General features: G+C 69.7%; 17 protein-coding genes. 9 read left to right on the forward strand and 8 right to left on the reverse strand.

All coding sequences use genetic code 11. The features are described 5' to 3' along the window. Nucleotides 1-405: 405 nt before the first annotated feature. From O9255_RS11385 to O9255_RS11405, 5 genes are all read left to right on the forward strand, one after another. Nucleotides 406-993, forward strand: a complete 588-nt coding sequence (locus O9255_RS11385) for a TetR/AcrR family transcriptional regulator (RefSeq protein WP_297866980.1) — start codon at nucleotides 406-408, stop codon at nucleotides 991-993. Between the two features lie 54 nt (nucleotides 994-1,047). Further along, nucleotides 1,048-2,136, forward strand: a complete 1,089-nt coding sequence (locus O9255_RS11390) for an efflux RND transporter periplasmic adaptor subunit (protein ID WP_297866981.1) — start codon at nucleotides 1,048-1,050, stop codon at nucleotides 2,134-2,136. A gap of 31 nt (nucleotides 2,137-2,167) precedes the next feature. Then, the gene (locus tag O9255_RS11395; RefSeq protein WP_297866982.1) at nucleotides 2,168-5,248 is read left to right on the forward strand and encodes an efflux RND transporter permease subunit; all 3,081 of its coding nucleotides are present in this window, start codon (nucleotides 2,168-2,170) and stop codon (nucleotides 5,246-5,248) included. A gap of 89 nt (nucleotides 5,249-5,337) precedes the next feature. Next, entirely contained in the window at nucleotides 5,338-6,690 is a 1,353-nt protein-coding gene (locus O9255_RS11400; RefSeq protein WP_297866983.1) for a TolC family protein, read from the forward strand. Between the two features lie 2 nt (nucleotides 6,691-6,692). Further along, entirely contained in the window at nucleotides 6,693-7,361 is a 669-nt protein-coding gene (locus tag O9255_RS11405) for a GAP family protein (RefSeq protein ID WP_297866984.1), read from the forward strand. Nucleotides 7,362-8,249: 888 nt separating this feature from the next. Here O9255_RS11405 and O9255_RS11410 read toward each other — a convergent pair. From O9255_RS11410 to O9255_RS11420, 3 genes are read right to left on the reverse strand one after another with little or no spacing between them, the layout of a single operon-like run. After that, the gene (locus O9255_RS11410) at nucleotides 8,250-9,542 is read right to left on the reverse strand and encodes a multifunctional CCA addition/repair protein (RefSeq protein WP_297866985.1); all 1,293 of its coding nucleotides are present in this window, start codon (nucleotides 9,540-9,542) and stop codon (nucleotides 8,250-8,252) included. Further along, nucleotides 9,514-10,449, reverse strand: a complete 936-nt coding sequence (locus O9255_RS11415; protein WP_297866986.1) for a complex I NDUFA9 subunit family protein — start codon at nucleotides 10,447-10,449, stop codon at nucleotides 9,514-9,516. The genes O9255_RS11410 and O9255_RS11415 overlap by 29 nt, the downstream gene beginning before the upstream one ends. 10 nt (nucleotides 10,450-10,459) lie before the next feature. After that, nucleotides 10,460-12,439 carry a lytic transglycosylase domain-containing protein gene (locus O9255_RS11420; RefSeq protein WP_297866987.1) on the reverse strand — a complete coding sequence of 660 codons (1,980 nt, stop codon included), beginning with the start codon at nucleotides 12,437-12,439 and terminating at the stop codon, nucleotides 10,460-10,462. Between the two features lie 29 nt (nucleotides 12,440-12,468). Here O9255_RS11420 and O9255_RS11425 point away from each other — a divergent pair, with 29 nt between their 5' ends. Next, on the forward strand, nucleotides 12,469-13,314 hold the full coding sequence (locus tag O9255_RS11425; protein WP_297866988.1) for a sulfite exporter TauE/SafE family protein: 846 nt from the start codon (nucleotides 12,469-12,471) through the stop codon (nucleotides 13,312-13,314). A gap of 7 nt (nucleotides 13,315-13,321) precedes the next feature. On the opposite strand, the gene O9255_RS11430 is transcribed toward O9255_RS11425, so the two are convergent. From O9255_RS11430 to O9255_RS11440, 3 genes are all read right to left on the reverse strand, one after another. Beyond that, the gene (locus tag O9255_RS11430; protein ID WP_297867125.1) at nucleotides 13,322-14,062 is read right to left on the reverse strand and encodes an endonuclease/exonuclease/phosphatase family protein; all 741 of its coding nucleotides are present in this window, start codon (nucleotides 14,060-14,062) and stop codon (nucleotides 13,322-13,324) included. Between the two features lie 17 nt (nucleotides 14,063-14,079). Beyond that, on the reverse strand, nucleotides 14,080-14,772 hold the full coding sequence (locus O9255_RS11435; RefSeq protein WP_297866989.1) for a thiol:disulfide interchange protein DsbA/DsbL: 693 nt from the start codon (nucleotides 14,770-14,772) through the stop codon (nucleotides 14,080-14,082). A gap of 92 nt (nucleotides 14,773-14,864) precedes the next feature. Beyond that, nucleotides 14,865-15,701, reverse strand: a complete 837-nt coding sequence (locus tag O9255_RS11440; protein ID WP_297866990.1) for a c-type cytochrome — start codon at nucleotides 15,699-15,701, stop codon at nucleotides 14,865-14,867. Nucleotides 15,702-15,902: 201 nt separating this feature from the next. Here O9255_RS11440 and yihA point away from each other — a divergent pair, with 201 nt between their 5' ends. Together yihA and O9255_RS11450 are read left to right on the forward strand one after the other, a co-directional pair. Then, entirely contained in the window at nucleotides 15,903-16,505 is a 603-nt protein-coding gene (gene yihA, locus O9255_RS11445; protein WP_297866991.1) for a ribosome biogenesis GTP-binding protein YihA/YsxC, read from the forward strand. Nucleotides 16,506-16,572: 67 nt separating this feature from the next. Continuing rightward, entirely contained in the window at nucleotides 16,573-17,937 is a 1,365-nt protein-coding gene (locus tag O9255_RS11450; protein ID WP_297866992.1) for a glutamate--cysteine ligase, read from the forward strand. A gap of 27 nt (nucleotides 17,938-17,964) precedes the next feature. On the opposite strand, the gene O9255_RS11455 is transcribed toward O9255_RS11450, so the two are convergent. Continuing rightward, a complete protein-coding gene (locus O9255_RS11455; RefSeq protein ID WP_297866993.1) occupies nucleotides 17,965-18,696 on the reverse strand; it encodes a tetratricopeptide repeat protein in 732 nt (243 codons plus the stop codon). Nucleotides 18,697-18,773: 77 nt separating this feature from the next. Between O9255_RS11455 and O9255_RS11460 the strand changes: the two genes are divergently transcribed. After that, nucleotides 18,774-19,451, forward strand: coding sequence for a UPF0149 family protein (locus O9255_RS11460; RefSeq protein WP_297866994.1), 678 nt, complete (start codon nucleotides 18,774-18,776; stop codon nucleotides 19,449-19,451). A gap of 103 nt (nucleotides 19,452-19,554) precedes the next feature. On the opposite strand, the gene O9255_RS11465 is transcribed toward O9255_RS11460, so the two are convergent. Further along, the gene (locus O9255_RS11465) at nucleotides 19,555-21,684 is read right to left on the reverse strand and encodes a M3 family metallopeptidase (RefSeq protein ID WP_297866995.1); all 2,130 of its coding nucleotides are present in this window, start codon (nucleotides 21,682-21,684) and stop codon (nucleotides 19,555-19,557) included. Between the last annotated feature and the right edge of the window lie 81 nt (nucleotides 21,685-21,765).

Raw genomic sequence — 21,765 nt, forward strand, 5'->3', positions numbered from 1 at the left:
CTCGTCCGCCGGGCAATCTCGCTGATCGAGAGCCCCTCCCGCAGCCGAAGCCGCCGGACCTTCGCGTACATCGCCATGGTGTGCACCTCGTCGTCCTGCCCTTCGTCTGGTCGGGCAGGTCAGGTTGAACACCCTGGTCAACTTTCGATGCGCAGATCCCCGTTTCGCTGGTCAATTTTCAGCGAGCGGCAACAGGGGAGGTTGCGCGGGGCCTTGAAGGCGCGGAGCTTGACGATGCCGCTGATGGTCTTGACGACGAAGGTTGCGGCGCAGTTCGCGCGGGGCGGTGGAACGGTTGCGTTGAGCGATCAATCACTAGGGGCTTGACAATATGTAAGCGAGGGCTTACTAATATCAAGCATGAACAGAACTAAAGCCTCTCCCTCCCTCCGCCGTGGCCGGCCCGTGAACGCCGAAGCGCGCGCTGAACGCCGGCAGCAGATCCTTGATGCTGCACACCGCTGTTTCGTGCGCCGCGGGTTCCATGCCTCGAGCACGGCGGAGATCAGCAGTGAAGCCGGCATCAGCGTAGCCGGGCTGTATCAGTACTTTCCCACCAAGCAGGATCTTGTCACGGCCCTGATCCAGCACGAGCTCGAGGCAGACCTCGCCCTGATCCAGCAGCTCGACCGCGCTGCCGATCTGCTGGAGGGGTTGCAACAGGTTGCGATGGCGGTAGTGCGTGACTCCAGAACCCCACAGGCTGCCCACCTGCGTCTGGAGATCCTCGCCGAGGCGGCCCGCGATGCGGGAACCGCAAAGGTGTTCCTCGCCGCCGAGCGGCGCATCAATCGTGCCCTCTCGCGGGTGATCCGCAAGGGCCAGGAACAGGGCAGCATCGACCGCGACCTCGACCCGATGGCGGTTGCAGAGCACATCAACGCGTTTCTCGACGGCGCGTTCAGTCGCCTGACGCTGCCGATCACCGACCCGGAAGCCTTTGTCCGCGGTTCGATCGAACTCATTCGCCGCGCGCTTAGCGCCAAAAGCTGATCCAACCCAACGACCAGCGGGCCAAGTGCTCGCGAAACATGGAGTGACTATTTTATGAGTAAGGCCTCACTTTTTATATGTAACCCCGGCCCCCTCGCAGCTGCTCTCTGCGGGATCTTGGCGGTGGGGTTGACTGGCTGTTCCAGCGAGCCGACCACCGTTGCGCCAGCGGCCGAGCCGGTTGCCTTGGTGGCGACCGCGGCAGCGCCTATCGACCCGGCGCTACGTGCGACCGGGCTGGTGCGTGGCCGCCACGCCCACGTCGTCACCTCTGAGGCGGCCGGCCGTATCGTCGGCGTACATGCTGATGTGGGCGCGCACGTGCGCCGCGGTCAGCTGCTGGCCACCATCGAGGGGGAACCGCTGCGTCTGCAGCTGGTCGTCGCCGAGGCCGAGGTCGCCCGCGCGGCGGCTGTCGCGGCGGAGCGCGAGGCAGCGCTGGCCCGCACGCGCGGCCTGGTGGAGGCCGGTGTCGCCAGCCAGGCCGATTACGACGCGCTTGCGGTCGACGCCGACAGCGCCCGCAAGATGCTGGAGGCTGCCCGGGCCAGCGCCGAGCTCAGCCGGCGCGCCGTGCGGGAAGCAGAGGTGCGTGCTCCGCTCGACGGTGTGGTCGCGGCGCGGCGCGTGGAGCTGTCGCAGGCGGTCGCTGCTGGCGAGGCGCTGTTCGACATCGACGGTCCCGGTCGGCGCGACATCGTGCTCATGGCACCGGCCACGGCCACATTGGAGCCCGGTGCCCACGCCCGATTCTGGTTCGATGGTGGCGCAGGCGAGGCGCGCCTGCTCGGAGTCAGCGCGCGGGCGGGCAGCGCGGGTGCGCGCACCGCCCGGCTGGAAATCCTTTCAGACGCACCGCTCGCGGGCACGCCAGTTGAGGTGGCTTTCAGCGGCAGTTCGAGCCCGACGGCGGCGGCGATCGTGCCCCTCGCCGCGGTGCTCAGCGGCCGCGATGGAGCGCGGCGGGTGTTGCAGGTGGACGCCGAAGGGGTTCTGCAAGAGGCCGCGGTGGAACTGCTCGCCGTGACGGACGCAGGTGCACTGGTCAGCGGACCTACCCGCCCGGGCGACCGGGTGGTGGCTGCCGGTGGCGAGTTCCTCGCCGTGGGCACGCGTGTGCGCGCCGTCGCGGTCCAGCGCTGAATTGCCGCCCCCTCGTATTGGGAGATCCGTCATGTCCATCACTGCGACCGCACTCAAACGCGCGCGATTCACTCTGGCCGCCGCGGCCGGGCTCATGATCGCGGGCGTCGTCAGCCTGTTCGGCTTTCCCGCCACCGAGGAGCCGACTGTGCCGACCCGCATCGCCACGGTCGAAGCCTACTTCCCCGGCGCGTCCTCCGCGCGGGTTGAGCAACTCGTCGCACGCCCGATTGAAGAGCGCGTTCGCGAGATCGCCGAGGTCAAGACTATCGATACCGTGGTCCGGCCAGGCGCCACGTACATTTATGTCTCGCTGCACCCGGAGACCAGCCCAGATCGCTTGCCTTCCGTGTGGCAGCGCCTGCGCGCAAAGGCCAGCGATGCCGCCGAGGTGCTGCCTGAGGGCACCATCGGCCCGATCGTCAATGACGAGTTCGGCCGGGTTTCGGTACTGACGCTCGCCTTGACCGGCCAAGGCTACTCGGCCGGACAGCTGCAAGACTGGGCGCGAAAGGTGCGCGGCCGCCTGCAGAGCCTTCCGGGGGTTGAGCAGATTTCGCTCCACGGAGTGCGCGAGGAACGCGTCTATGTCGAGCTTTCGCCGGCCCAGCTGGCAGCCCATGGGCTGTCGATCGAGGCCGTGGCGACCACCCTCGCCAACCGCAACGTGATCGCGCCTTCCGGCGAGCTCGACGCCGGCGGGCGCGTGCTCGCGCTCGAACCCAGCGGTGACCTGCCCGATACGGCGGCTCTGGCAACGGTCCAGATTCCGCTGCCAGACGGTGGGGTGATCGCGCTCGCTGCGCTCGGCGAGATCCGCCAGCAGGCCCAGGACCCGCCGCTGTTCGCTGCCATCTACGACGGCAAACCAGCCGTTGTGCTCGGTGCATCGATGCGCGCAGGGCTCAACGTCAACCAGTTCGTTGCCACCTTGCGTGAAGCCGCCACCGCGATGCAGGCCGACTTGCCGGCTGGCATGCGGCTGGACACCGTCACCGACCAGAGCGAAGTCGTCGCCGGTGACCTCACCAAGGTCGGCCAGATCTTCATCGAGACCATCGTCATCGTGATGCTGGTGGTCGTGGTGTTCCTGGGCTGGCGCGCAGGGATGGTGACTGGTCTGATCGTGCCGCTGACGGTGCTGGGCACGCTGGTGTTCATGCGCGTGGCCGGTATCGAACTGCATACCGTGTCGATCGGCGCCATCATCATTTCGCTGGGCCTGTTCGTCGACAACGCGATCGTGGTGGTCGAGGACTACCAGCGTCGGCTCGGCGAAGGTGACGAGCCCGATGCCGCCGCGCGCGCTGCCGGCGAGACCATGGCCGGGCCGCTGCTAGTGTCGTCGCTGGCGATCATCTTCGCCTTCGCGCCACTGGTCGCCGGCGCCAGCGAAACGGCCGAGTACATGCGCAGCCTTGCCATCGTGCTGGCGGTGACCCTGTTGCTTTCGCTGTTCCTTGCATTGACCTTCACCGCGGTGACGGCGCGGATGTTCGTCGGAAAGGCCGATCCCGGGCACGAGGACCATGGCCCGATCGCCAGGGTGCGCGACTGGTACGTCGTCAAGGTGCGCAGCATCCTGCGCTACCCGGCTGCGGTCGCCACGGCGATGTTCGTGCTGCTCGGCGCGGCGATCGTGGCTTCCGAGCTGCTGCCGACCGAGCTGCTGTCGCCCTCGGCGCGCAAGCAGCTGCAGATTCCGGTGGAGCTTCCGCCCGGTGCGTCTTCCCGCGAGACTCTGGCGCTCGCGCAGCGCCTGTCGGCGCGGCTAGCCGACCGTGCGGTCCACCCCCAGCTGCGCGGCAACGTGGTCTACGTGGGCGACGGCGGGCCGCGTTTCATCCTCGGCCTCAACCCGCCGACGCCGGCCGCGCACCGAGCTTACGCGGTGGTCAACCTCGACGATGACGCCGACCTCGACGCCACCGTCGAGCACCTGCGCGGCGACCTGTCGGGTGAGTTTCCCGGTGCGCGGATCGAGCCGAAGCGGTTCTCCCTGGGCGTGTCCGAGGCCGGCACCGCGGTGTTCCGCCTTGCCGGGCCTGATCGTGCGGCGCTGCAGCAGGCATCCGCGCGGCTGCGCGAGGCCTTGGGTGCCGTGCCGGGCATGCTCGACGTCAAGGACGACGCCGAAGGTCGCATCGTGCGCCTTGCGCTCGAGGTCGACCCGATCCGCGCAAACGCGGCCGGGGTGACCACGGCCGACATCTCGCGTTCGCTCGATGCAGCCTATGGCGGTGCCCTGGCAACGGCCCTGCGCCAGGACGACATCCTGGTGCCTGTGCTGCTGCGGGCGCCCGCGGGAGAGCGCCATGCACCCGAGCGACTGCAGGCGATGCCCGTGGTCGGCGCCGCGGGGGCTGTACCGCTGGGCCAGATCGCCCGGGTGCAGATAGCCGACCAGCCGAGCGTGCTGATCCGCCGCAACCAGAGCCCAGTGATCACCGTCTCCGCGCGCCATCCAGAGATGACCGCGCAGGCGATCGTCGACGCGATGGGCCCCGTCATCGCCGGGCTCGGCCTGCCCGCTGCGCATTCCCTGCAGCTGGGCGGCGAGATCGAAGAGGGTGTAGAAGCCAACGCCGGCCTGGTGACCTACTTTCCGCTCGCCATACTGGGAATGGCCGCCTTGTTCCTCTGGCAGTTCGGCAGCCTGCGCAAGACCTTCATCATTCTTGCCTCAATGCCCTTTGTACTGATCGGCGCCACGCTGGGCCTCGCGGTGACCGCTCAGCCGATGAGCTACACCGCCACGCTAGGCCTACTGGCCCTCGCCGGCATCATCGTCAACAACGCCGTACTGCTGCTAGAGCGCATCGTCGAGGAGCAGGCCGCAGGCAAGCCGCAAGCCGAGGCGATTGCCGCGGCCGCCGCGGTGCGTCTGCGCCCGATCGTTATGACCAAGCTCACCTGCGTGGTGGGACTGCTGCCGCTATTCGTGTTCGGCGGCGACCTCTGGCGCCCGATGGCCGCGGCGATGATCGGTGGCCTTGCGCTGGGCACCCTGATCACGCTCGTGCTGATCCCGGCGCTCTACGCGCTGCTGTTCCGGGGCCGAGCCACGGCGCCGGCCAACTCGAATGCACCCTTGCTGGATTCGCACCCATGAAAACCCTTCGGTTTCTGGCGATGGCCCTCGCCACTCTGACGCTCTGCGCCTGCGCCACCAGCGGCCAACTGCCGCACAACACGATCGACATGCCGGCGGCCTTCACGCCGGCCGACGGCACCGCGCCGGTGCCTGCACGCCTTGACTGGTGGAAACAATTCGACGATCCCTTGCTCGACGCGCTGGTTACCGACGCGCTCGCGTACAACCGCGAACTGGCAGCGGCGACCGCCAACCTGCGGGCCGCGCACGCGCTACACGCCGAGGGCGGCGCGCAGCGCGCACCCGGTGGCGGCGTCACCGGCAGCCGGCTGCGCCTGCGGCAGTCTGCCTTGTCGCAGCCGCCGATGGAGGGCGCGCCCTTGCTGTTCGACACCCAGCGGATTGTCGATGCCGGGCTGGCGCTGGCGTGGGAGATCGATGTTTTCGGTGCGCTTGCGGCAAACGAAACTGCGGCCCGCGCCGACGCCGAAGCGACCTGGTGGCTGCGGCGCCACGCCGAGGCGGCCGTGGTCGCCGAGACAGTTCGCGCCTATGTCGATCTGCAGGCTTCGTCAGGTCGGCAGGCGCGTCAACGTGAACGCATCGAGACCTTGGTCGCGATCGCCGATCGCCTGCAGCGTGCGCAAGCAATCGGTGGGCTTGCGCGCGATGAAGTCGAGCAAGCTGTTGCCGCCCTTGAGGGCCAGCGCGCTGGGCTTCCGCTGCTCGAGGTGGAAGCGCGCAACGCGGCGCGGCGGCTGGCGGTGCTCACCGGCAGGACGCCGCAGCACGGCCTGCAGTTGATGGCGGATTGGAAGCGTGCCGCCGTGATCGCGCCGCCGACGCTCAACGTTGGCGATCCCGCAGGTCTGCTGCGCCAGCGCCCCGATGTCGGCGCCGCGGAACGGCGGTTGCAGGCCGCGGTGGCGCGAACCGGCGTTGCGACCGCCGCGCTGTATCCGCGGATTGTCCTGCTCGGCGAGGCGGGCGTGGCCGCCCCCCCGGGCGGGCTGGATGACAAGGGCGCCATCCGGTTCGCCGCCGGTCCCAGGCTGGAGTGGGGCATTTTCGACCTCGCGCGCACGCGCGCCCGGATCGCTGCCAGCGAGGCTGGCGCCGAAGCCGCGTTGGCGGAGTGGGAGCACGCCACCCTGAGGGCCCTCGAAGAAGCCGACGCCGCGATCGACGGCTGGACGGCCGAGCGCACCGCCTTGGCCAGCGCAGCGAGTGCCGCGGCCGCGTCAGAGCGCGCAGCTGCAGCGGCTCACACCCGTCTCGCGCGCGGGCTGGCCAGCCCACTTGATGTGAGTCGTGCGGAGGTCGAGCGTTTGCTCGCCGAGGCAGACGCGTTCGAACGTGGTGTGTCGACCACGCACGCCTGGGTCAACGCCCATCTCGCTTTGGGCGCCGGCTGGCGCGACAGCGGCCTCGATGTCGCCGAGCGCGGTGCGGAAGACTGACCATGGAAGCGACCTTTTTCGCTACGGTGGTGGCGCTGGCGTTGGTCGATGCGCTCAACCCGTTCACCATCGCGGCGCAGGCCTATCTGCTCGGCACGCCGAAGCCGATGCCGCGATCGATTGCGTTCCTGGTTACCACCTTGGCCACCTACCTCGTCGCCGGCGTGCTGCTTGTGGCGGGCGCCTCGGCATTCCTGATCGACTTGCGCCCGCTGCTGCCCGATGTGCTGGTCGCTGCGGCGGCGCTTGGGAGCGGGCTGGCATGCCTCGGCGGCGCTGCCTGGCTGTGGCGGTCGGCCCGCCGTGGCACACCGCTGGCGTCGCCCAAATCGCTCGGCATTGGTGCCACGGTTGCATTCGCGGTGCTCGCCACGGCTACCGACGTGCCCACGGCGCTTCCCTATTTCGCCGCTGCGGGCATGATCGCCGGCGAGGGCGGCTCGGCGCCTGCGCAGGTGGCCTGGCTGCTGCTTTACTGCCTGATCTATGTCGCGCCGATGGTGGCCCTCGTCGCCTTGCGGGCGTTCTGCGCCGCGCGCACGGGTGGCATTTTCGCGTCTGTGCAGTGTGCGATCGACTGGACTTTCGGACGCGTGCTGCCGCTGTTTGCCGCTGGTCTTGGCGCATGGTTGTGCTGGACAGGCGTGAGAATGCTGCTGGCCCTGCCATGACGAGCCGTAGGCCGTTCAACCGAAAGCCTCCGTCCATCTCACCAACCCGCTGACATCCCCCCGATTCTGGGTAGCGCCTCGGCCCAGATGTGGAAACTTGGAATGTCGCTTTCGGGTCGAGAGTTGCCGGTCAGTGTCTTGCTGGCACTGTGCAGCTACCTTGCCACCTCCGGTCAGGTTGCCTGGCGAAGCTGGGCATTCTGATTGGCAAGGACCGGTCAGATGGCTGGCAATACGCAGCATCAACCGCTGCAGCAATTCGAAAGGTCGCTTCCTGTGCCGCTCGGGCGCTGGGCGGCAGCGCTCCCGCCGCACCTGCGTTGTGCACTCCGACTCCGCCATGTTGCAGAGCGTCGACAGGACGTCGGGGGCGACGACAGTTGAACCACCCCGGATCTGTCCCTGATGCGGCCGTCCATACGCGGCGCTGCGCACCACCCCGGATCTGTCCCTGATGCGGCCATCCACATAGGCCCCGGAGCGCTGCCCCGGATCTGTCCCTGATTACGACAACGCCCCATCGCCAGCGCGACACCTGTGGGCAACGGAAACGCCCTGAAGATGAGGACCTTATGTGCTTGGGCGTTCCGCAAACATCTCGGGCAACGTCGCTCGGTTTGGACCACCCCGGATCTGTCCCTGATGCGGCCGTCCATACGCGGCGCTGCGCACCACCCCGGATCTGTCCCTGATGGACAGACGGCCCCGGGACGAACCCGGGGGGCAACGTCCCTGGATCTTGGCGCCAGACAGGCAAGAAAGAGCCCCGGACACGCCAGGGCTCTTTAGTGCATCCACTAAATGGAAATCTATCTAAGAACCAGCCAATGCAATAAATAGTATGACTTTAGCTCCAGATAACCGAAGGGACCGCGCTCGGGCTCGCGCTCAACCTGCCGGCGTGGCTGGAGGCGCGGTTCCGCCGCTGAGGCTGCGACGCGCGGCGCCGATTGCCGCGATGCGTGCCTTCTTCAAGGCCTCGCCGATGGCGGGCCCCGCGAGGCCTTCGCGCATCACGTCCTTCGCCTGCAGGGCGAGGGCGGCGTCACGGCAGGCGCGCAGCGCGCGGCCCTGCGGGTAGTCGGATTCGGCGTGGCCGAGACGCCCGCGCTTGTCGGCCTCGCAGACGAGGGCGAGCGCGTCGATGCGCGAGCCTTGGCGCAGGCCGCCGCAGCGTTCGATCAGTTCGTGGACGGTGGCATCGCGCAGTTCGTCGAAGCGGTGCACGTTGAGGTGTTCGCGGCAGGCGTCGGTGGCGAGCTGGCTCTCCGCGTTCGGCACCTTGAGCCGCGCACACAGGGCCGCCAGCGGCTTCAGGTCGGCGTGTTCGTGCATCGGATGCCGGGGCAGCACGTCGGCCGGCGTCAGCGCCTTGCCGAGATCGTGCGTGAGCGCGGCGAAGCCGATGGCCGTGTCGCCGGCCGCGAGGCGCGCGGCCATGTCGACGACCATCTCGACGTGTACGCCTGTGTCGACTTCCGGGTGGTACTCGGCGCGCTGCGGCACGCCGTAGAGCGCGTCGACCTCGGGCAGGACGACGGCCAGCGCGCCGCAGGCGCGCAGGGTTTGCAGGAAGGCGGACGGCCGCGCTTCCCCGAGCGCGCGCTTGAGCTCCTGCCAGACGCGCTCGGGCACGAGGTGGGCGAGCTCGCCAGCCTCGACCATGCCGCGCATCAGGGCGAGCGTGTCGTCGTGCACGCGGAATCCGAGCGGCGCGAAGCGCGCCATGAAGCGTGCCGCGCGCAGTACGCGTAGCGGGTCTTCCGCAAAGGCCGGGCTGCAGTGGCGCAGCACGCGCGCTTCGAGGTCGGCGCGGCCCCCCAGCGGATCGACCAGCGTGCCGTCGTCCGCTTGCGCGATCGCATTGATGGTGAAGTCGCGGCGGCGCAGGTCGTCTTCGAGCGTCACCGTGCGATCGGCGTGGACGACGAAGCCGGTGTATCCGCGCCCGGATTTGCGCTCGGTGCGGGCCAGGGCGTATTCCTCGCCCGTGGCCGGATGCAGGAAGACCGGGAAATCGGCGCCAACGGTCTTGAAGCCCGCCGCGCGCATGGCTTCGGCGTCGGTGCCGACCACCACCCAATCGCGATCGCCGGGCGCACGGCCCAGCAGGGCGTCGCGCACGGCGCCGCCCACGAGGTAGACCGTGGCCTCAGCGGGCAACGCTGCGGTAGCGGTCATAGCGCGGCTGCTTTTCGGCCGGCGAGCCCAGGATTGTGGCGAGCTGCTGGCCGATGCGCGTCGGCTCGATGCCCAGCTGGTGCAGGCCGTCGATGGCGCCGACGGAATCGAGCTTCAGCGAGCGGTAGTTGTCGGAGGAGAACGGCTTGCCGGGCACGAAGTCGAAGGCGAAGGCCTGCAGGCGCGCCAGCGCATCGGGCAGCGGCACCACCACCCGCTTCAGCCCGAGCTGCCGCGCTGTCAGGCGCACGAGGTCGCCGAGCGTCATCACGTCGGCGCCGTAGAGTTCGTAGACCTGCCCGATGGTGCTGCGCGAATGCAGGGCGCGGCGCATGGCCTCGACCACGTCGCCGACGTACACCGGGGCAAACCGCGTGCCGGCTTTCGCCAGCGGCAGCACGGGGCTGAGCTTCAGCAGTTCGGCGAAGCGGCAGAAGAACCCGTCGCCGATGCCGAAGACCACCGAGGGCTCGAAGATCGTCCAATCCAGCCCACTGGCTTTCACCGCGGCTTCCGCTTCACCGCGCGTCTTCAAATAGAAGCTGTCGCCGCGACCGGCGTTGAGCGAACTCATTTGCAGCAGCCGCTTCGTGCCCGCGAGCTGGCAGGCGGCGACGACGAGCTTGGTCAGCGCCACGTGCGCGCGATGGAAGCCGCGGCCGTTGTCACCGGCTTCGTTGAGGATGCCGACGAGGTTGATCACCGCGTCGGCACCGGCGAAGTTCGCCTTCAGCAGTTCGGGGTCGTAGACGTCGCCGGTGACCACGCGCGTGCCGGGCGGCAGCAGGCGCACGAGGTGGGCGTGCGGATTGCGCGAAAGCACCGTGAGCTGGTGGCCTTCCTGGGCGAGGCGGGCGAGGAGGACGCGGCCGACGAAACCGGTGGCGCCGAGCAGGGTGATCTTCATGGTCGGACCTTCAGCGGGCGGTGGGAGTGGCCGTGGGCGCGGTGGCGTCGGGCACGGTGGTGCAGGCGAACTGCCGTGGCACGTGTTCGTCGCTGCCTTCGAGGCGATCGGTGAGCGAGCGGGTGCGACCGTCGAGGCGCCAGTCGTAGATCACGCTGAAAGCCAGCACGCGCGGCACGTACTCGCGGGTTTCCTTGAACGGGATGGTCTCGATCCAGTAATCGGCGGGCAGCGCCGGGCGCGCGGCCATCCAACGCTGCACGGCGCCCTGGCCGGCGTTGTAGGCCGCGATGGCGCGGTAGGCGAGGCCGCCGTTGTCGCCGATGCGCTGGGCGAGGTAGGCGGTGCCCAAGGGCACGTTCAATTCGGGGCGGAACAGGCTGTCGGCGCCCTGCCACGGCAGGCCGAGGCGCCGCGACACGCCTTCCGCCGTCGATGGGAGGAGTTGCATCAGGCCGCGCGCGTTGGCGGGCGAGCGCGCGTCCGGCATGAAGGCGCTCTCGGCGCGGGTGAGTGCCGCCACCAGCGAGGGCTCGAGGCCGTTCTTGCGGGACTCGCGACGGATCAGCGTCTCGTGGTGCAGCGGGAAGCGCAACGTGTAGTACTGCAGCGCCTGCGGATTCGCCGGCATGCCGAACAGGGCGCGGTCGTACCAGCGCGCCTGCATCGCTTTCCGCACGGCGAGCACGCGGCGCGTGTCGTCCATGCGCTCGACCGCCGCCTGCCACTCCAGCGCGGCCAGCGCGGGGCGCTTGATGCGGAACAGCTCGATGGCGCGGGCCAGGGCGGCGTTGCGCTCGACGTCGCGGCCGATGCGACGGTCGTCGGACGGATCGCGCGGGCACAGCGCGTAGGGCGTTCCGGCGCGATCGGCGGCGAGGAAGCCGTGGAAGGTCGGGCTTTTCGCGGCGGCGGCGAACAGCGGCGCGGCGGCCGCGGCATCGCCGAGGTCCTCGCGCAGTCGCGCTTCGAAGTACTGCCACTGCGCGGTGGCGCGAAGCGCGCCGGGCATGCGTTCGATGGCCTTCAGCGCCCCGGCGCGGTCGTCGCGCGCCAGCGCCTCGCGCACGGCCCAGCCGTGCAGGGCTTCGTCGAAGGCCGCGTCGGGCACGGCGGCGAGCCGGCGGGCCGACTCTGCGCCGTAGCTGGCGGCGGTCCACAGCGCGATGGCGGCGCGCACGGCGCCGTGCTCGCGGCTTCCGGCGGGCAGCAGCGAGGCGTTGGAGGCCAAGGCGCGCTCGGCGGCACCGGGATCGCGGCGCGCGAGGCGCGACAGGCCGATCTCGCCCATCGCGCGGCTGCGGGTGTCCTTCGGCCACTGCCCGGCGCGGGCATGCGGCACATCGATGAAGGCGGCGTAGTCGCGGATCAGCGCCAGCTCGGCCTCGGGGAGGTTGCGCGCCGCGGCGCGCATCAGCCCGGTGTTGCCGGCGCGCGCGGCGAGTTCGATGCGCTGCCAGCGCAGCGCGGGCGTGAGGTCGCCGCGCTGGGCCAGCGCGGTGAATACCGGGTCGCAGGCGGCGGGCTGGGAATCGGCGCTGAGCCAGAGGCCGGTGGCGGCCTGCACCCAGGCGGCGTCGACGGCGTTGGTGGCGAGCGTCGCCTGCAGCGTGAAGCATTGCAGCGTGACGTCGCCGCCGGGCCGGTCGTGGGCAAGGAAGTCCGACCAGCGGCCTTCGGCGGCCGCCCGCCGCAGCCAGGCTTGGCGAAGTCGCGTGGCGGCAGGCTGCGGGCCGAGGTCTTCGAGCAGTTCGCCGAGCGTTTCGCGGTTGATGTGGTGGAGTTCGCGCTCGCGCACCAGCACTTCGAGCCAGCCGGACAAGGGGTGCGACTGCAGGCGGGCGACGTCGGCCAGCTTGAGTTGGCCGCGGTCAGCCGCTTCGAAGGCGGCCTGCACTTCGGCGCGCCGCACGGAGGGCGACTCGCCCTGAGCCGCGCTTGCCGCGACAATGCCGCCGATGAGGGCGACGGAAAAGAAGAGGTTTCGCATGCCGGCCAGTGTAACGGAGCCCCCGCGTGATGCCTGAGTTCACCTGGGCCGTATTCCCGCTGCTCGGCAGCGTCGCCGGCGTGCTCGCCGGGTTGTTGGGCATCGGTGGCGGCATCGTGCTGGTCGCGGCCCTTGTTGCTCTGTTGCCGCTGTTCGGAGTGCCGTCCGACGCGGTGATGCACGTGGCGCTGGCCACCTCGCTGGCGTCGATCATCGTCACCGCCAGCGCCTCGGCGAACGCGCACCGCAAGCGCGGCAGCGTGCTGTGGCCGACGGTGGTGTGGTTGGCGCCGGGACTGGTGCTGGGCGGAATGGCCGGCAGCGTGTGGGCGATCGGCGTCGACGGGGCGACTCTGGCTACCTTGGTCGGCGCGTTCTGCTTGCTCATGGCAGCGCGCATGGCGTGGCCAGCACGTCCCGCAGCGCCCGCTGCGCCGGGCGATTCGATCATCGCCGCTGTGCCCCGCGGGCCGTGGTTGGGCGTGGCCGGCGGCGTCATCGGTGCGGTGTCGGCGGTGGTGGGCATCGGTGGCGGCAGCCTCACGGTGCCGCTGCTGGTGTCGCGCGGCGTCGCGACGGTGCGCGCCGTCGGCACCTCCTCCGCCTGCGGCGTGGTGATCGCGGCGGCCAGTGCCGCGACCTATGCGTTGGTGCCGTCGATGGGTGCGACGGCTCCGTCGGCTGCGGTCGAGGCGACGAAAGCCTTCGGGATGGTCGGCCACGTGCACGTGCCGGCCGCGGTCGGCATCGGCCTCGGGGCGTGGTTCGCGGCGCCCTACGGCGTGCGCCTCGCGCATCGGCTGAGCGGCGTGGCGCTGGCGCGGGTCTTCGCCGTCGCGCTGGCTTCGGTGGGCGTGGCCTTGCTCTGGCCCTGACGCGGCTTCAGGCCGCGGAGGGCGAGACGTTTCCGAGCGGTTCCAGCGTCACTGCCACCGCCATGTGATCCGAGCCTGCCGCCGGCAGGGCGCGGTACTCGCCGACCCGGAAGCCCGCGGTGAAGACGTGGTCGAGCGAGCGCGTCGGGCCCCAGCTCGGGAAGGTCGCGATCGGCTCGGGCGGCGGCATCAGCGCGGTGCGCCGGTACAGGCCTTCGAACTCGCGCGACGTGGCCGGGCAGTTGAAATCACCCATCAGCACGAGGCGCGTCTCATCGGCGAGCAACTCGCCGAGGAAATCCAGCTGCTGCTGACGCGAGGCGACGCCTAGCGAGAGGTGGGTGACCGCCAGCGTCCACGCGGCTTCGCCTTCGCCGAAGCGGGCGAGCATCACGCCGCGGCCGCCCAGTCGGCCGGGCAGGGCGTAATCCAACACCGTGGCGGGCGCGATGCGCGACAGCAGGCCGTTGGCGCTGCTGGCAATGCGGCTGACGCGGCGGTTCGGCTGGTGGCTCCAGAACGGAAAGCCCCCGCGTTCGGCGAGGGCTTGGGTCTGGTTGGTGAACCCGGAGCGCAGGCTGCCGGGGTCGCTTTCCTGCAGGCCGACGATGTCGAAAGGCCGGGCCAGTTCCGCGAGGGCGTCGAGGTTGCGCTGCTTGCCGTTCGGCAACACGTGCCCCCAGCCCCGCACCACGTAATCGCGGTAGGCGCGGGTGCTGTGGCCGGCCTGGATGTTGGCGCTCAGCAGGCGCAGCGGCGAGGCCTTTAGCGGGCCGGAGCGGGCTTCGGCGCGGCGGCGGGCGCAGCCGCCGGACGGGCCGGTGCGGCGGCGCGCTCCATGGCCAGCACGTGGTCGAGCGTTCGCAGCATGCCCTCGAAGCCGCCTTCCGGCGTCAGCATCACCCTGTACTTGCCGTTGACGATGATGGTGGGGGTGCCGATGGCGCCGGTTCGTTGGGCGAACTGCTTGGAGCGGTTGACCCTCGACGAGACGCCGAAGCTGTTCATCGTGTCGAGCATTTCTTGGCGGTTCAGGCCGAGACCGGCATAGGCGTCGGCGATTTCATCAAGCGAGCCGGTCTTGATCTTCCGCTCGATGTGGAAGGCCTTGAACATGCCATCGTGCGTGCGCTCCGTCGCGCCCAAGGCCTCGGCGGCGAAGAAGCCGCGGGCGAGGTTGTCAATGGCGGCACCGAAGGCTGCATGGACGTAGGTCACGCGTACATCGGGGCGTTGCTGCGCCTTCCAGCGCGCGAAGACCGGTTGGAAGCCGGCGCAGGCAGGACAGTGGTAACTGAAGATCTCGGCGATCTCGATCTTGCCGGGCGGGCCGAAGGTCGGCTGGGCCGGGGAGATCACTTCGTAGTCGGTGCCGAGGCGCGGCGCGCCAGCTGCGGCCTGGGCGACGCTGAGGCCGGGAACGACAAGGGCGGCAAGCAGGGCGAGCGAGCGGAGCATCGGGAATCCTCGGGTCGGAAAAGAAAAGCCGGCGGGAGACCGCCGGCTCGGGAGTTCAGAACGCGGGGCGGGCGGAAAGTTCCCGCCGCCGATCAGCGGGCGGCCGTGGCGTCGACCGGCGCGGCGTCGCGGACGTCGTGCAGGCCCTGCAGGTAGCTGGCCAGCGAGTCGATCTCTTCGTCGGTCAGGTTGCGGGCGACGGCCGACATGATGGCGTTGGCGTTGCCGTCCTTGCCCCAGACCGCGCCGTCGCGGAAGGCGCGCAACTGCACGGCGGTGTACTGCGCGTGCTGGGCATGGAGGGCCGGCCAGCTGGGACCGGGCACGCCGGCGCCCGTCGGGCCGTGGCAGGCGGCGCAGGACGGAATGCCGCGCGCCGGGTCACCGGAGCGGTAGAGCTTCTGGCCGACCTGATAGAACTTGCGACCGGCGTTCGGGCCTTCGGCGATCACGGTCTCGTCGGCGACGCCCGGGCGCGGGGCTTGCTTGGCGAAGTAGGCGCCGATGTCGCGCATGTCCTGCGAGGACAGCGTGGCGGCGAAGCCGAGCATGATCGCGTTGTCACGCTCGCCGCTCTTGTACAGCGCCAGCTGGCGGGCGATGTAGTGCTCGTGCTGGCCGGCGAGGTTGGGGTACTGCGGGTCGGCGGCATTGCCGTCGGCGCCGTGGCAGGCGGCACAGGCGGCAGCCTTGGCTTCGCCGGCGGTGGCATCGCCCGGATTGGCCGGGCCGTCGGCCGGCAGTTCGGCAGCGACCGCGACGGGGGCCTCCTCGGCGGGCGTCACGGCAGCGGGCGTTTCCGCGGCCGGCGCTTCCGCCGCGGCGGGTGCAGCGGCCGGGGCTTCGGTCGACTGGGCGATCGCGACGCCGGCCAGGGCGAGCGCCGTACCCACGGCGGCTCCAACGGCAAGGATGCGCTTCAGCGTCATGCGGACACTCCGGTGTTCAAGGCAGGTGAGACGGAACTGGGCCGGGGCGGCGAAGCCGCGGCAGGACGTTGGATTATCCCAGCCGGCTCGGCGGCGGGTCAACGAAGGCCGGGTGGCCCCGGGGCAGGCCCGTCGGCGGCCGGGCTTCCGGGGTGGCCCGCCAACCCCCACACTCTGCGGCCGAACGTGCAAGGACACCCGATGGCCACCAACCACCTGCAGAACGCCGAGTACCTGAAGGCGGCGCACCTGCCGCACCAGTTGCCGGACGACACCGGGCAGGAGGTGGCGTTCGCCGGCCGGTCGAATGCCGGCAAATCGAGCGCGCTGAACGCGATCTGCCAGCGCAACGGACTGGCGCGGACCTCCAAGACCCCGGGGCGCACCCAGCAGCTGGTGTACTTCCAGGTCCGTCCGGAGCACTACCTCGTCGACCTGCCGGGCTACGGTTATGCCGAGGTGCCGCTGCATCTGCGCGAGCATTGGAAGGCTTTCATCGAGGGCTACTTCCAGAGCCGGAAGGCGCTGACGGGCCTGGTGGTGGTGATGGACAGCCGCCACCCGCTCAAGGATTACGACCGCCAGATGGTGGACTTCGCCTTTCGTCGCAACCTCAATTGCCACGTGCTGCTGACCAAGGCCGACAAGCTCTCGCGCAGCGCGCAGGCGCAGACCCTGGCGAAAGTGCGCAAGGAACTGGGCGGCGTGGCTTCGGCGCAGCTGTTCTCGTCGCCGGACAAGCTCGGCGTCGAGGAGGCCCGTGCGGTGGTCAGCGGCTGGCTGGGACTCGCGAAGGCGGAGTGACGGTTCGCCTTGCGGTCGTCACGTACCGCCCCCATCGTCATCGGGTTCCCTTGCCAAGGTTTCACGAATGTCCGGACCGAGCGTCGAGAAGACCACGCCCATCGAGGGCCGTGCGCAGCTGATCGAGTACCTGGCGTCCGGCAACAAGCCGCCCGCCGATTGGCGCATTGGCACCGAGCACGAGAAGTTCGGTTTCCGCCACGAGGACCTGAAACCGATTCCCTACGAGGGTGAGCGCGGCATCCGCGCGCTGCTCGAAGGCATCGCCAAGTTCGGCTGGGAGCGCGTCGAGGAGAACGGGCACCTGATCGCGCTGGTGCAGGACAAGGCCTCGGTGACCCTGGAGCCGGCGGGCCAGCTCGAGCTTTCCGGCGCACCGCTGGAGACCATCCACGACACCTGCCGCGAGACCGCGCAGCACCTCTATGAAGTGAAGGCCGCCGCCGACCCGCTGCGCCTCGGCTTCCTCGGCATGGGCTTCCAGCCGAAATGGCGCCGCGACGAGATGCCGTGGATGCCCAAGGGCCGCTACAAGATCATGCGCGAGTACATGCCGAAGGTCGGCTCGCTCGGGCTCGACATGATGACGCGCACCTGCACCATCCAGACCAACCTCGATTTCTCGAGCGAGGCGGACATGGTGAAGAAGTTCCGCGTCTCGCTGGCGCTGCAGCCGGTGGCCACGGCGCTGTTCGCCGATTCGCCGTTCACGGAAGGGAAGCCGAACGGCTTCATGAGCTTCCGCAGCAACGTCTGGACCGACACCGACGCGGACCGCACCGGCCTGCTGGATTTCGTATTCGAGGACGGCTTCTCGTTCGAGCGCTACGTCGATTACCTGCTCGACGTGCCGATGTACTTCGTCTACCGCGACGGCCAGTACATCGATGCCTCGGGCAAGAGCTTCCGCGCCTTCATGGACGGCAAGCTCGACGTGATGCCGGGCGAGCGCCCGTCGATGCGCGACTTCAGCGACCACCTCACCACCGCCTTCCCCGAGGTTCGGCTGAAGAAGTACCTCGAGATGCGCGGCGCCGACGGTGGGCCGTGGAATCGCATCTGCGCGCTGTCCGCCTACTGGGTGGGCCTGCTGTATGACGATGCGTCGCTCGATGCCGCGTGGGACCTCGTCAAGGACTTCACGCTGGAAGAGCGCCATGCCTTGCGCGACGGCGTGCCGCGCCACGGCTTCAAGCTGCCCTTCCGCGGCGCGACGATGCGCGAATTGGCGATGGAGTCGCTGAAGATCAGCGAAGCCGGATTGAAGCGCCGTTCGCGCCTGAACCGCAGCGGCGCGAGCGAAGCGGTGTACCTCGAGCCGCTGATCGAGATGGCGCTGGCGAACCAGACGGCCGCCGAGCGCAAGCTCGAACTGTTCCACGGCGAATGGAACGGCAGCATTGATCCCTTGTTCAAGGAATTCGCCTACTGAGCCCGGCCGCGCGCGGCCGCGGCGGGTTCAGCTCGCCGCCTTGATCCGCGCGATCGCTTCGCGGTGCAGCTCCCTGCTGTGCTTCGGCAGCCGCTCGTAGCGCCGCAGGGCTTCGTCGCGCAGTTCACGCGCGGCGGTGAAGTCGCCCCAGACCTTCAGCCACTCGGCGTAGTGGGCGGCGACTTCGAGGCTTTCGGTCTCGTCGAGCAGGGCGATGAAGGCGCTGCGCGCCTCGTCGCGGCGGTCCAGCGCGGCCAGCGCGCGGGCGTGGCTCAGCGGCACGTCGTTCTGGCGGAACGGCGGAGTGCGGGCGAGCAGGGCGTTGGTGATGTCGAGTGCGCGGGCAGCGGCCCCGGTCCACAGGCTGGCCTCGGCGACGCGAGCCTGCACGTCCGGGGCCTCGGGGTCGCGCGCGAGGGCCGCGTCGAACTGCTCCAGCGCCGCCGTCCACTGCTTCTGCGCCACCAGGGCATCGCCGAGCGCGAGCCGGTTGCGCAGTGTGTCGGCCTGGTCCAGCGCGAGCTTGGCGTCCTGCAGTTCGCGGGTGGGCTGCAGCGCCTGCTTCACCGTGCGGACGGCCTGCCGCGCCCCGCGCGATTGCGACATCTCCGGCATCCAGATCGCAACGCAGTACACGAGGCTGCCGAGCAGCGGGAACATCAGCAGGATGAGCACCCAGTAGAGGCCCTGCCCGGTGCGGACGGCGTGGATCGCGAAGTAGATCGCGATGGCGAAGTGCAGGAGGGCGAGGAGGTGCATGGCGGGCGCCTTGCGGCGCGCTCGAGGGGCGGTGGGCGCATACTGTCGCCCCATTGCCGCACTGCCAAGCCACCACCATGTCGAACGTGTTCACCGATGCCGATGCCGAATCCCTGGCGCAGATGCTGGAGAAGCGCGCCATCCCCTTCGGTGGCATGAGCCTCGAGCAGCTGGATGGTTTCCTCTCCGGCGTCACGGTGTCGCCGGAAGCCATCGCGCAGGCCGACTGGATGCCGCGCGTGTGGGGCAAGGAGCCGCGCTGGGAAGGCGCGCGCGATCGCGACGAACACTACGCGCCGATCCTGCACCTCAAGGCCGCGGTCGAGCGCCGGGTGAAGCTGGGCGAAGAGGACTTCACCGACCAGGACATGCCCTTCATCTGGGTGCCGGAGGACGGCGAAGCGCCGCCAGCGGATGACATCCCGGTCGGCGCGGAATGGGCGGACGGCTTCCTCGAGGCCGTGGGCTTCCACGAGTTCGAGTGGGGCGAGTGGGAGGCCAAGGACGAGTGGGTGACCGAGGCGCTCGACCTGATCCAGTCGCTGTCCGGCGGGGAAGACATTCAAGAGCCGGGCCACGAGGGCCGTCTGGCGATCGTTGGCCAGCTGCCGGCCGTGCTGCACGACCTGTACGCCGGTGGGCTCGAGCGCAAGACGCCGAAGCAGCCCGTCCGCAAGGACGCGACGCCGGGGCGCAACGACCCCTGCGCCTGCGGTTCGGGCAAGAAGTACAAGGCCTGCCACGGCAAGGGCTGAGTCGGCGCTTTCGCCGAGTGGCAACGAAAGGGCCCGCTCGCGCGGGCCCTTCGCTTTCCTGCGGTTCGTGGCGGGACCGTAAGCGCCGGCCCCGCCCCGGTGCTTACTGCAGCCCGCGACGCTTCAGCAGGGCTTCGACTTCCGGGTCGCGGCCGGCGAAGGCGCGGTAGCTCTCCATCGGCTCGCGGGTGTTGCCCACCGAGAACACCTCGCGGCGCACGGCGTCGCCGTTCTCGCGGGTCAGGCCACCGCGCTGCTGCAGCACCGAATACGCGTCGGCCGCCAGCACCTCCGCCCACAGGTAGGCGTAGTAGCCGGCCGAGTAGCCGCCGGCGAAGGTGTGCGCGAAGTAGGTGCTCTTGTAGCGCGGCGGGATGGCGTTGATGGCCAGGCCGTGGCGCTCCAGCGAGGCCTTCTCGAAGGCCTCGACGTCGGTCGGGATCTGGTCGGCGGGCAGGGTGTGCCAGTCGAGGTCGATCAGGGCCGAGGCGATGTACTCGGCCGAATCGAAGCCCTGGTTGAAGTCGCCGGCGTCGATCACCTTCTGCATCAGCTCGGCCGGGATCGGCTCGCCGGTCTGGTGGTGCTTGGCGTAGTTGGCGAGCACCGCCGGATCGAGCGCGATGTCCTCGAGGAACTGCGAGGGGAACTCGACGTAATCGCGCGACACGGCCGTGCCCGAGAGGCTCGGGTACTTGGTGTTGGCGAATAGGCCGTGCAGCGCGTGGCCGACTTCGTGCAGCAGGGTGGTGACCTCGCTGAAGCTCAGCAGGGTCGGCTGGCCGTCGGCGCCCTTGGTGATGTTCATCACGTTGACGACCACCGGCTTCTGGCCGAGCAGGGTGCTCTGCGCCACGTAGCTGCCCATCCACGCGCCGCCACGCTTGCTCGGGCGGGCGAAGTAGTCGGCGTAGAACAGGCCGATCGAGCTGCCGTCGGCGTCGAACACTTCGTACGCCTTGACGTCCGGGTGGTAGACCGGCAGATCGGGGCGCGGCTTGAAGGTGACGCCGAACAGCTGGTTCATCGAATAGCCCATCGCATCGTTGAAGACGCGGTCGAGCTCGAAGTAGGGCGCCACTTCGGCGGCATCCAGCGCATAGCGCGCGGCGCGGACCTTCTCGGCGTAGTACTCCCAGTCCCAGGGCTGCACCGGGCCCTCGACGCCATCGGCCGCCATCACCTTGGCGATCTCGGCTTCCTCGGCCTGGGCATTGGCGACGACCTTCGGCACCAGATCGGTCAGGATCTTGTAGGCCGCTTCCGGCGTCTTCGCCATCTGGTCGTCGAGCACGTAGGCGGCCCAGTTCGGGAAGCCGAGCAGGGCGGCCTTCTCGGCGCGCAGCTTGGCCAGTTCGAGCACGATGGGGCGGGTGTCGTTCTCGGCCTGCGTGCCGCGTTCGGCCGAAGCGCGCCACACGCGCTCGCGCAGGGCGCGGTCCTCGAGGCTCACCAGCGCCGGCTGGCGCGTGGTGTTCTGCAGGGTGATGGCCCACTTGCCGTCCTGGCCCATCGCCTTGGCGGCGGCCGCAGCGGCGGCGATCTCGCCTTCGGAGAAGCCCTTCAGGGCCTCGGCGCTGTCGACCACGACGGCATTGGCATTGGTGGCGGCCAGCAGCTTGTTGCTGAACTCGGTCGTCAGGCTGCTTTCGCGCGCGTTGATCTCGCGCAGGCGGGCCTTGCCGGCCTCGTCGAGTTCGGCGCCAGCGCGCACGAAGGCCTTGTACGAACGCTCGAGCAGACGGGCCGACTCGGCGTCGAGGCCGAGCGTGTCGCGGGCGTCATGCAGCGACTTCACTCGGGCGAACAGCGGCCCGTCGAGGTAGATGCCGTCCTCGTGCGCGGCCAGCTTCGGCGCCATCTCGACCTGCACGGCCTGGATGGTCTCGTTGGTGTGGGCCGACGACAGCCCGAAGAACACCGCGGCCACGCGCTGCAGCACCGCGCCGCTCTTCTCCATCGCGACGATGGTGTTCTCGAAGGTCGCGGGCTCGGCGTTGTCGGCGATGGCGCGGATCTCGGCCGTGTGCTGCTTCATGCCCTCCTCGAAGGCCGGGCCGTAGTGCTCGTCCTTGATGGCGGCGAAATCCGGCGCGAGGTACTGCAGGGCGCTGGGCTGGAAGAAGGGGTTCGCGGCGTTCACCGCAGCGGCTTCGGCCGGTGCGGCCTCGGCGGCCGGCGCTTCGGCGGGCTTGTTGCAGGCGGTGGCGGCGAGGGCGGCGGCGACGATCATGGCGAGTCGGCTCGGGGCAAGGCGGGTCTTCACGGATTCTGGCTCGGTGGAACGGACAGGGACGGCGAGGATACCGGTGGG

This window comes from Silanimonas sp. (genome assembly GCF_027530345.1).
GTDB lineage: Bacteria > Pseudomonadota > Gammaproteobacteria > Xanthomonadales > Xanthomonadaceae > Silanimonas.